The organism is Galbibacter sp. PAP.153, from assembly GCF_037029175.1.
GTDB classification, from domain to species: domain Bacteria; phylum Bacteroidota; class Bacteroidia; order Flavobacteriales; family Flavobacteriaceae; genus Galbibacter; species Galbibacter pacificus.
Map to the genome: position 1 here is coordinate 32,417 of NZ_JAZEUN010000031.1, position 10,572 is coordinate 42,988.

The following is a 10,572-nucleotide window of genomic DNA, read 5'->3' on the forward strand; positions in this document are numbered from 1 at the left end:
ATTCAATGTTATATAAACTGTTAGGGATATGTTTAAGCATCGGCTTATGTTCGTATTCCTATGCACAAGAAACCTATTCAATCAGTGGGATTGTTGTCGATGCACGTACCCAAGCGCCCATTTCGGGAGCAAATATTGTTGGATCCCGCGCCTATGCAGTATCTGCCAACGATGGCACCTTTATTATAAAGAAACTGCAAAAAGGGAGCCATATGTTTAAAGTAACCTATTTGGGGTATGCCCCAAAGGAAATGACTATAGAGGTTAGCAAAAGCATCAGTGGTATAGTCGTGGAATTAAACGAAACCGATATGGTGCTCGAAGAAGTGGAACTGCATGGTAAAACCAAAAATCGACAGATTATGGAATCTCCGATCGTTACCATTGAGGCCTCAAAGGAGTTTATGGATTCCAACAGGGAAAACAGCCTTATGCAGACCTTGGACAAGATTCCCGGCGTCAGTACCATAAATATCGGTTCGGGGCAGTCCAAACCTGTAATCCGTGGATTGGGCTTTAACCGTGTAGGCGTTGTACAAAACGGCATCAAACACGAAGCGCAACAGTGGGGGAGCGATCACGGACTGGAAATAGACCAATATGGGATTGACCGTATCCAGATTGTTAAGGGTCCCGCATCCTTAATGTACGGCTCGGATGCCATTGCCGGGGTTGTGGACATAAAGCCTTCGCCCGTGCCCGAAAGGGACACGCTTCAGGGCGAGGTAAACCTTTTGGCAGAAAGCAACAACGACCTTTTGGGTATATCGGGGGGCGTATATTCCCGAAAGGGCAACTGGTTTTACCGGGGCCGATTGACTTATAGGGACTATGGGGATTACAAGGTTCCAACAGATAAAATAAATTATGAGAATTACATATTTGAGCTGCATGACAATTATTTGAGAAATACGGCGGGACGCGAAGCAAATGCAAGCTTTAGCCTGGGTTTTATTTCCGGTAAGGTGAAGACCGAGACTTTTATAAGCAATGTAAATGCCAAGAACGGATTTTTTGCCAATGCCCACGGACTGGAGGTTAGGACCTCGAGCATAGATTACGATGCTTCCAATAGGGACATTGATCTGCCTTTTCATAATGTAAACCATTTTAAACTGTCCAACAGTACAACTATAAACCTGGACGGGCATCGGCTGCATTTTGATGTAGGCTTTCAAAACAACTACAGGGAAGAGCATTCCGAGCCCGTGCCCCATGGGTACATGCCTAAGCCACCCAATAGTAAAGAAAGGGAGTTCAACAAGAACACCTATACTTTTAATGTGAAAGATGACCTCAAAGCAATTGGGGGGCATGCAATTACGACCGGGCTCCAGATAGAATTTCAGGATAACGGTATTGGCGGATGGGGTTTCTTGATCCCGGCATACAAACGTTTTATGGCTGGCGTATTTGTTTACGACCAATATGAAATACAGCCCGATTTCCATTTACAGGCAGGGCTGCGTTATGATTATGGATACATAAACACGCAGGCTTATTACGATTGGTACCCCTCAACGATAAACAACGGGGATGGCTCAACTTCTTATGTTTATTTACAAAGGGCCCAGGACAAGGATTTAAACTTCGGGAACTTTAGCGGTTCTGTCGGTTTGAGCTATATCCATAAGAATACCACATATAAGCTGAACCTTGGGAAGAGTTTCAGGATGCCCCTGGCCAATGAACTGGCCTCCGATGGTGTGAATTATCATATGTACCGCTATGAAAAAGGGAACCTTGAGCTGGATCCGGAGGAGTCATACCAAATTGATGTTGAAATCGGCCATGATGCACCGCTTTTTAATATCAACATGAGCCCGTTCGTGAACTATTTCAACAATTTTATTTATTTAAACCCAACGCCCAATTATTACGAAACTTTGCAGATATATGAGTATACACAAAGCAAGGTCTTTAGGTATGGCGGAGAAGTGCAGGCCGGTACCAGGCTATTCAATAGGCTAAAATTGGGAGCTTCTGCCGAATATGTGCATTCCGAACAGGTAAGTGGTGAGAAAGAGGGCTTTACCATACCATTTTCACCGCCATTGTCCGGTTTGTTTTCTGCGAGTTACCAATTCTATAAAATCCTATTCCTTCAAGACCCGGTATTTACCGCCAATTATAGGATTACGGCAAAACAGGAAGAGATTGTTCCCCCGGAAGAAGTGACCGATGGGTACCAGGTATTGAATGTATCGTTGCAAACAAAAATAAACGTCTTAAAAAATACGGCCCCGCTTCAAGTCCGCTTTAAACTGAACAATGTGTTCGGTACAAAATATTACAACCATACCAGTTTTTACAGGCTTATCGATGTGCCGGAAGCCGGAAGGAACATCTCTATTTCACTAACACAAACATTCTATTAACATTAATATTTTAAACATGATTATTATGAAATTAAACTTTAGATTTTTAGCAATTGCCGCTTTTCTAGGAATTGTATTATCCTCATGTAGCAGTGATGACGACAATGGCCTAAGCTTAAAAGCGCCCGAAATTTCAAATTTTGAATATGGAGAGGGGAGCGAGCACTCTACGGATCAGGTTGCCTATAAAGGCTCTGATGTGCACATGGAAGCAGAAATCAACGCCGAGGCTACGGTAAGCAGTATTGTAGTCTCCATTCACTCCCACGATTTAACACCCGCTGAAGGGGAAGAAGAATGGGACTTTGAACAGACCTTTACGGACGAAAAATACCTTGTAATCAACCCGACATTCCACGAACACATAGACGTGCCCGAAAATATACCTTCCGGGGAATACCATGTTGTTTTAACGGTTAACGATGAGGCTGGCAATAGTACAGAGGTGGAAGGGCACCTGCAAATAATGGCCCCCATTACCCTTAGCGATTATTCCATTGATACTTCTGTAGTAAGGGGAAGTGATTTTCATGCCGAGTTCATGATCAACGCGCTTCATGGAATTCATAACATTACGGTGGATGCGCATGCACATGGGGTAACCCCGGGAGAAGGGGAGGCCGAATGGCATTATGAAGAAGCTTTTGAAGAAGGCTATCACGGAGAGACAGAGGTTGAGTTTCACGAACACATAGACGTGCCCGCTACAGCACCTGCCGGAGAATACCATGTAGTCTTTACAGTAGAGGACGAGGAGGGAAATGTTGTTGAATACGAAACACATATCGATGTAACCGCCTCCTAAAATATTAATATACCGCATGGTGTTTTCGCCATGCGGTTTAAAACCTTTTTTTAATGAAACGCTTTTATAAATACTTGATGCTCTTTCTTGTTCCTGTCGTCCTGTTTTCTTGTTCAAGTGACGATAGTGCTGATAAAGATGAAGAGAAACCGGAAATTACCGTCAAATACAACGATGGGTTTCCTCAGGCATGTGCCGAATTGGCAAGGGGAGAAACCTATCATTTTAAGGCCATGGTTACCGATAATATAGAGCTGGCTTCATATAGCGTGGACATCCATAACAATTTTGATCACCATACACATGACGACCAAGGTGCCCAATGCGAACTGGATCCCGTTAAGGAATCGGTGAACCCAATGATATTCATGGAAAACCATAGTATTGAAGGAAGTCTGACTTCATATGAAATAGACATGGAGATTTCCATCCCCGAAGATGTGGACGTCGGTGATTATCACTGCCAGTATTCGGTAACCGATCAAACTGGCTGGCAATCCAGAACCTCTATCGATATAAAGATTGTAGAATAAGTAAATCCCGACCATGAAAATATTTTCTTATAAAAGAAGCACTTGCTCGTTGCTTACCGCATTTTTGGCTACCTTATTATTGGTTTCCTGTAGTCAAGATGACGATCAGACCATTGTTGAGCCACCAAAACCTATTATTGACAACATTGAAATCGGTTCCGGAAATGACGGTGTGGGTGTCATTGGCAGGGATTTTCATTTTGAAATGGATGCGGTGGCGGGAGACCTTCTTGAAACAGTTCAGGTGAAGATACGGCCGCAAAGCGGTGAAACCTATTCCCACGATTGGGATTTTGAGACAACTTGGGATGACTATCAAGGCCTAAAAAACACCAATGTCCATAAACATTTTGATATTCCTGAAGATGCCGCTGAAGGGGTATACGACTTTATCATCACGGTAAACGACCAAAATGGGGCCAAAGTGGAAGAAATAAGGGAAGTTGAGCTGATCGATCCGGCAAACCTTCCCGTAGACCCCTTATTGTACCTCTGGACCATGGATACGGACCAGGGCGACTCTCATTATGTTAACGAATTGCTGGAGAGCCCGGAGAACGTTGAATTTTCAAAAAATGAGGTATTAAATTCCATGGTTTTTATCCAAAACGTAAAGGGTGACGGGCAAGTGTACCTGCTTCTTGTTAAAAAAAGCTTGAACTATTTCCCCGAAACCGTCGAAGACATCGATTTTTCAAAGGTGATAGTATACGATGTTTTTCAGCATGAAAATGAAGAAGATGTATATACCTTCAGCAATGTAATATTTGGCGAGAACGGCGTTCAGGAACGTCCGGTCCCCGATTTCACCATCGGGGCTTCCATGGACAACAACGTTCCGCAGCCCAATTCCATTACAAACGGGAAGGCTTGGGAGACAGGGGCGTATTACTTTGGTGTGGTCTATACCAATTTTACACATAATATTAGCCTTCATTATTATTTCGAACTTAATATTGATGGGTTTTAAGATGCGTATATATGGATGTGACAATAAGAATTCAGTGTACAATTTCGATTTTGAATATTGGAATGAATTTGAATTTGTTTCTTATCTGTATGGAAAGGTAGCGCTAATATTTCGGCGCTACCTTTTATTATTATCATTAATGTAAAGTAAATGTAAATGGAAACATGATTCACTCTCAGAACATTACATATCGGTATCCAAAAAAAGGGGATGGTTTTAGTTTTCCCGATATTTCCCTGAAAAACGGAGAACATTTATTGGTGTTGGGCGCATCTGGAATAGGCAAAACTACATTATTGCATTTAATTGCCGGTTTGCTCACACCCAATACCGGCTCCGTATTAATAGAAAAAACTTGTTTGCAGACGCTAAAAAGTAAAGAACTCGATAGGTTTATCGGTCAAAACATAGGGTTGGTCTTTCAACAAAATAGGGCCGTTACTTCCTTAAATGTGATGGAGAATATCAAGACACGGCTATTTTTTAGCAATGTTGATTATAACCACGATGAAGTTTCAGCGTTACTCGGTCAGTTGAACTTAGAGGATTGTAAGGATAAAAAAATAAACGAGTTGAGCGTTGGCCAATTACAACGGTTGGGAATAGCCTTAGCAGTGGTGCACCGGCCTAAAGTGATTTTGGCTGATGAGCCCACCTCCAGCCTGGATGATAAAAACTGTCATTCGGTACTGAATTTATTATTGCAACAGGCCGAGGTAAATAATGCCAATCTTATCGTGATTACGCACGATCATCGTATCAAGCCTTTCTTTCAAAAAAGTATAATGTTATGAATATCGGTAAGCTTAGTATTAAAAACATATTTCATAAGCCCTTGTATTCATTGTTGAGCCTTATTTCGCTGGCCATTAGTATCGGGCTTTTAATCGGGATTAGGCAGATGGATACCTCCATAAGAAGGCATTTTGAGAATAGTACCGGTAAAATAGATATGATTATCGGGGCAAAAGGGAGCCCGTTACAGTTAGTGTTGTCCTCTGCTTTACACATTGACAACCCAACGGGAAACATTCCTTATCGGCAGGCAAAAAAAATAGCCAAAAACCCGTTGATCAAGTCGGCCGTTCCCATATCGTATGGAGATAATTATAAAGGGTATAGAATTGTCGGTACCACCCAAGGGTTTGCCCCATTGTACAATGCCGAGCTCCAAAAGGGGAGAAGTGTCCAAAAACCCATGGAGGTGGTTTTGGGCCATTCGGTGGCAGAAAAACTTAAACTTAGCATAGGCGATACCTTTTTAAGCTCTCACGGATTGGTAGAAGAAGGGGCGCACCAACATTCTGAACCGCTCACCGTCGTGGGGATTTATAAACCTGCCTATAAAGTAATCGATAGATTGATTATTACAGCATTAGAAAGTATCTGGGAGGTGCATCACCACGGTCATCATGATAATGAACATGATAAACATGAAGGGCACGAAGAAGATGGCCATAAAGAAATTACTTCAATGTTGGTCTCTTTTAGAAGCCCGTCAGCTTTTCTGACCCTGCCAAGGCAGATAAACGAAAACACCAATATGCAGGCCGTACTGCCTAAATATGAAATGGAACGTTTGTTTCAATATACCGGAGTGGGCGTACAGGCAATAACTTGGTTGGCGTACACGGTACTTGTTATTTCGTGCATCACTATTTTTATCAGTCTTTTTAAAATGGTAAAAGAACGCGCTTTCGATCTGGCACTGCTCCGAACGTATGGGGCCAGTAACCTGCAATTGGTCAAAATAGTAGCTTACGAAGGATTTTTAATAGGGCTAATAGCTTGGATGGTGGGAGTTTTGCTTTCTCAAATGGGGATGTACTATGTTTTTGAAATACTGCAAGAAAACTTCAAACAGATAGATATTCAAAAATTCCCCTGGCAAGAAGCATTGCAGATTGGGGTATTAGTACTATTTATGATAATGCTATCAATAACAATGGCCATTCCGCCTATTTTAAAGATGAACATATCTAATATATTAAGCAATGAAAAATAATAAAATCTTGTGGTTCCTGCTTTTATGTACTTTTTTATGTTCAGCACAGCAAAAGGTGACATGGGAGGACTTGGGAGCCGTTAATTATTCGGAAAAGTATTTTTCGGCATACGACTCCTACTTTTTATACCCTCATTTTGAAAAATCAGTTAAAACCTTGGAGGGCAAACGAATAACAATTTCGGGGTATTTTTTAAATATCGCTCCAGATGAAAAGATATATATCTTATCTAAAAGCCCAATGGCTTCTTGTTTCTTCTGTGGCATGGCGGGGCCGGAAACCGCAATAGAATTACATTTTACACTCAAACCAAAGTTTGCAACAGATGAATTGGTCACCATATCCGGGATATTGAAACTGAATGCAGACGATGTGGAGCATTTTAATTACATCCTGACAGATTGTAAAGGCGCAATCGTTCAATAATACATTAACCGCTATTAAATACTAAAAAATGAAAAGAAGAGATTTTTTTAAAAACGGGACCCTTACCGCTATCGGGGCCTCATTGTTAAGTCCCGCAATGCCGGGATATGCAACAGAAAGAAACCTGCGGGACACCCATAAACGAGCAAAGAATATTATTATGCTGGTGAGTGACGGGATGAGTATCGGCACCTTGAACATGGCCGATTTATACCTTAGAAGAAAAACGGGACAAGCAAGCCATTGGTTAAGGTTATATCAGGAGGATAAAGTATCCAGGGCATTGATGGATACCGCTTCGGCAAGTTCTTTGGTTACCGATTCGGCAGCTGCCAGTTCTTCATGGGGAGGCGGGGTACGTGTTCCGAACGGATCTTTAAATGTAAGCGGGAATGGGGAAGCACATTTGCCTCTATGGCAAAAGTTTAAAAAGGCGGGAAAAAAAGCAGGGGTCGTTACCACCGTACCGGCAACCCACGCTACCCCGGCAGGTTTTTGCATCAACTCGAAATCAAGAAATGCCCAGGAGCAAATTGCTGAGGATTATCTGAAACAAGGGATTGATGTGATCATGGGAGGTGGGAATAAGTATTTTTCATCCGATAAGCGAAAAGATAAAACAGATATGTATAGGCAGTACAAAACTGCGGGATACAATGTGGTAAAGACTCGTGACGAACTTCTTGATGCCGATGCCAATAAACCGCTACTTGGTATTTTTGGGGAAGAATCATTGCCGTATACCATAGATTACAACAACGATACGGCTCTTCAAACCGAATTTCCCACCCTTGAAGAAATGACCCGTAAAGCCATCGATACGATGAAAGAGCACCAAGAAGGTTTTGTGCTTTTAGTTGAAGGGGGAAAAGTGGATTGGGCTGCACATGGTAATGATATTGCGGGATTGATATACGACCAGGCAGCGTTTGATGCGGCCATTGGGGCAGCGATGGAATTTGCAGAGAGCGATCAAGAAACATTGGTTATCATTACCACAGATCATGGAAATGCCAATCCGGGCCTGATTTATGGGAAGGATGTAAATAGAAATTTTGATTCAATTCAGAATTATAAACATTCCAATGAATGGATTTTAAATGGGATTAATACAAAAACGAATACCTCACAATTAAAGGAGCGTGTGGCGTATGCCAATAATATAGCACTAACCGATGATGAGGCTAGTAATTTACTGGGATATTATGCTAATTTGAACCAAGAAGATGGTTTGTACAATCCCAAACATTTGCCTTTCAGTATTTTAGCCGACATTCAAAAACAGCATAATTCCGTAGGATGGATAAGTATGAACCATTCGGCAGATTACGTAGAGCTGGCAATGTATGGCCCCGGCAGTGATTTATTAAAACCTTTTGTTAAAAATACAGCGTTGCATTACCAGATGTTGCAAGCTGCTGAAGTTGCAAATGTTTTTTAACGATCATTACAAAATTCATTATAAATATGGTGCAATATGTTCTGAACATTTTTAAAATAATTTTAATATGAATTTTTACAATCAGTTTCTTTTACTCATTATGCTATTGATAGTTTCTTGCAAGGGAAAAACCGATAATGCTAACGATAAGCCATTCAGTAAGGAGAAAATAGTAGAATATTTTGGTAAAGATGTATCAAAAGTAGTATTTAACCATTTGTATGTTGTAGTGGATAGCCTTTCCTATGCCAAATTTATGGAGAACAAAGAATGGCGTAACTCATACGCTTCTATGGACATGGGGCTGCCCAATTTTCAGGAAGCAAATAAAACCGCTGCTTCTTGCTATGTTAGAGGGCATAAACACTACATAGAAATTTTAGGTCCAAATAATATATTTAACGAGCCTGTGGGCAAAAGCGGTTTGGGATATTCTTTAGAGAATAAGGGTGAGCATTTTCATTTGGGAATTGAACCCAGATTAAAAGCAAATGGAACATCCTATCTATCGGCAAGTGAAACTGTAGACATGCCTTTTGGCGATACGAAACAAACTTGGTTTAAGGCATTTTATACCCCAAGCCCAGGAACTGCATTATACACGTGGTATGCATTTTATAACCCATCGTTTTTAGAAGTTTTATATGGTGATGACTATACTATCTATTCAAGGGAAACATATCTTAAGGGAAGTTACACCAACGAAAAACTTTTTCAAGGCGTGGAAAAATTGGAATTAATTTGCACGATAAAAGACTATAACCGTATTGCACAAGAAATGCGTCATTTAGGCTGTGAACTTATAAAGAAAGAGAATGAGACACTCAGCATTGCTAGCGGGGATATTGTAATTTCTATTTCACCATCTACTAAAGTGGAATTCAGTAGGGTTAACAAATTGCACTGTATATTAAACAATTTAAACTATGAACAAGTCGAGTTGGGAAATTTATTGATTAAAAACAATGGTAAAGAGTCAGTATGGGATTTTTCAAAGCTTTACAAATAAAAAAAAATAACCCTTAAAAATTAAATTTTATGAAAAGAAGTAAAATAAGTCTAATTATAGCTGCATTGGTAGCTACATTAAGCATTATGGCTTGCAAAGAACAGAAGAAAAGTGATAATAAAGAAGCTGTTAAAACTGAAAATGAAGTAACTGATATGAAGGCTAAAAATAAAATTACCCTCCATAAGCTAGATGGTTCCCCGGCCTATTCTGATGCGGTGCTTTCAATGGACGCTCCTCAAAGTGGAAAGATTGCTAAAAGTGGAGAAGTTGATTTTTCATTTACAGTAAAGAACTACAAATTGGGGGCGCAGACAGAGAGTTCCAATACAAATTTACTAGCTAACTCTGATAAGGGGCAACATATTCACTTTATACTAAATAACCAGCCCTACTCGGCACATTATGAAGTCAATTTCAGAAAGGAAATCCCTGATGGTGTACATTATTTAGTGGCGTTTTTAAGCCGGTCGTACCATGAGTCGGTTAAAAACGACAATTCTTTCGTGGTAAAAAAACTAGAAGTAGGAACCAATCCTAAAGATACTTTACAAATGGATATGGATGCACCAACATTAATTTACAGTCGCCCCAAAGGGGAGTATGCTGGCAAAGATACCGAAAACTTGTTGTTGGATTTTTTTGTGTTGAATACAGAACTTTCCGAAGATGGAAACAAAGTAAGGGCTACTATCAATGGAGATGAGTTTTTAATAACTCGATGGGCTCCTTATGTTATCAAGGGGTTGCCAAAAGGAGAAGTCATTATTAGTTTAGAGCTTGTTGATAGTAATGGCAATTTGATTCCGGGCCCTTTTAATAAAGTGACCAGAACAGTGATTTTGAAAAACTAAGTTGAACAATTGGCATACAATTCAGTTTTGAAAATGGGAACCTAATTAGGAACCTAATTTCTCCCAAAAACTTGACAAGTTGACTTTTCAATGGAAATGCATATAGGTGCAGTAATTGTAGCTAAACATGCATTGTATATACTTATAAAT

10 protein-coding genes are annotated in these 10,572 nt (G+C 40.5%); all 10 read left to right on the plus strand.

The features are described from left to right. Positions 1-5: 5 nt before the first annotated feature. The 10 genes from UXI14_RS16475 to UXI14_RS16520 all read left to right on the plus strand — a co-directional run bounded on the left by UXI14_RS16475 (position 6) and on the right by UXI14_RS16520 (position 10,422). On the plus strand, positions 6-2,378 hold the full coding sequence (locus UXI14_RS16475) for a TonB-dependent receptor (RefSeq protein WP_335967083.1): 2,373 nt from the start codon (positions 6-8) through the stop codon (positions 2,376-2,378). A 25-nt stretch (positions 2,379-2,403) separates the two neighbouring features. Further along, the gene (locus tag UXI14_RS16480; protein WP_335967084.1) at positions 2,404-3,183 is read left to right on the plus strand and encodes a DUF4625 domain-containing protein; all 780 of its coding nucleotides are present in this window, start codon (positions 2,404-2,406) and stop codon (positions 3,181-3,183) included. A 53-nt stretch (positions 3,184-3,236) separates the two neighbouring features. Further along, entirely contained in the window at positions 3,237-3,716 is a 480-nt protein-coding gene (locus UXI14_RS16485; RefSeq protein WP_335967085.1) for a DUF4625 domain-containing protein, read from the plus strand. 13 nt (positions 3,717-3,729) lie between these two features. Next, entirely contained in the window at positions 3,730-4,686 is a 957-nt protein-coding gene (locus UXI14_RS16490; protein WP_335967086.1) for a DUF4625 domain-containing protein, read from the plus strand. A gap of 164 nt (positions 4,687-4,850) precedes the next feature. Continuing rightward, on the plus strand, positions 4,851-5,480 hold the full coding sequence (locus tag UXI14_RS16495; protein WP_335967087.1) for an ATP-binding cassette domain-containing protein: 630 nt from the start codon (positions 4,851-4,853) through the stop codon (positions 5,478-5,480). Then, on the plus strand, positions 5,477-6,691 hold the full coding sequence (locus UXI14_RS16500; protein WP_335967088.1) for an ABC transporter permease: 1,215 nt from the start codon (positions 5,477-5,479) through the stop codon (positions 6,689-6,691). The genes UXI14_RS16495 and UXI14_RS16500 overlap by 4 nt, the downstream gene beginning before the upstream one ends. Beyond that, positions 6,681-7,118, plus strand: a complete 438-nt coding sequence (locus UXI14_RS16505) for a hypothetical protein (RefSeq protein WP_335967089.1) — start codon at positions 6,681-6,683, stop codon at positions 7,116-7,118. The genes UXI14_RS16500 and UXI14_RS16505 overlap by 11 nt, the downstream gene beginning before the upstream one ends. 28 nt (positions 7,119-7,146) lie before the next feature. Beyond that, positions 7,147-8,559 carry an alkaline phosphatase gene (locus UXI14_RS16510; RefSeq protein WP_335967090.1) on the plus strand — a complete coding sequence of 471 codons (1,413 nt, stop codon included), beginning with the start codon at positions 7,147-7,149 and terminating at the stop codon, positions 8,557-8,559. Positions 8,560-8,626: 67 nt separating this feature from the next. Then, positions 8,627-9,568: a DUF5829 family protein gene (locus UXI14_RS16515; RefSeq protein WP_335967091.1), complete on the plus strand. Its 942-nt coding sequence runs from the start codon at positions 8,627-8,629 to the stop codon at positions 9,566-9,568. Between the two features lie 29 nt (positions 9,569-9,597). After that, entirely contained in the window at positions 9,598-10,422 is an 825-nt protein-coding gene (locus UXI14_RS16520) for a hypothetical protein (protein WP_335967093.1), read from the plus strand. Positions 10,423-10,572: the final 150 nt, after the last annotated feature.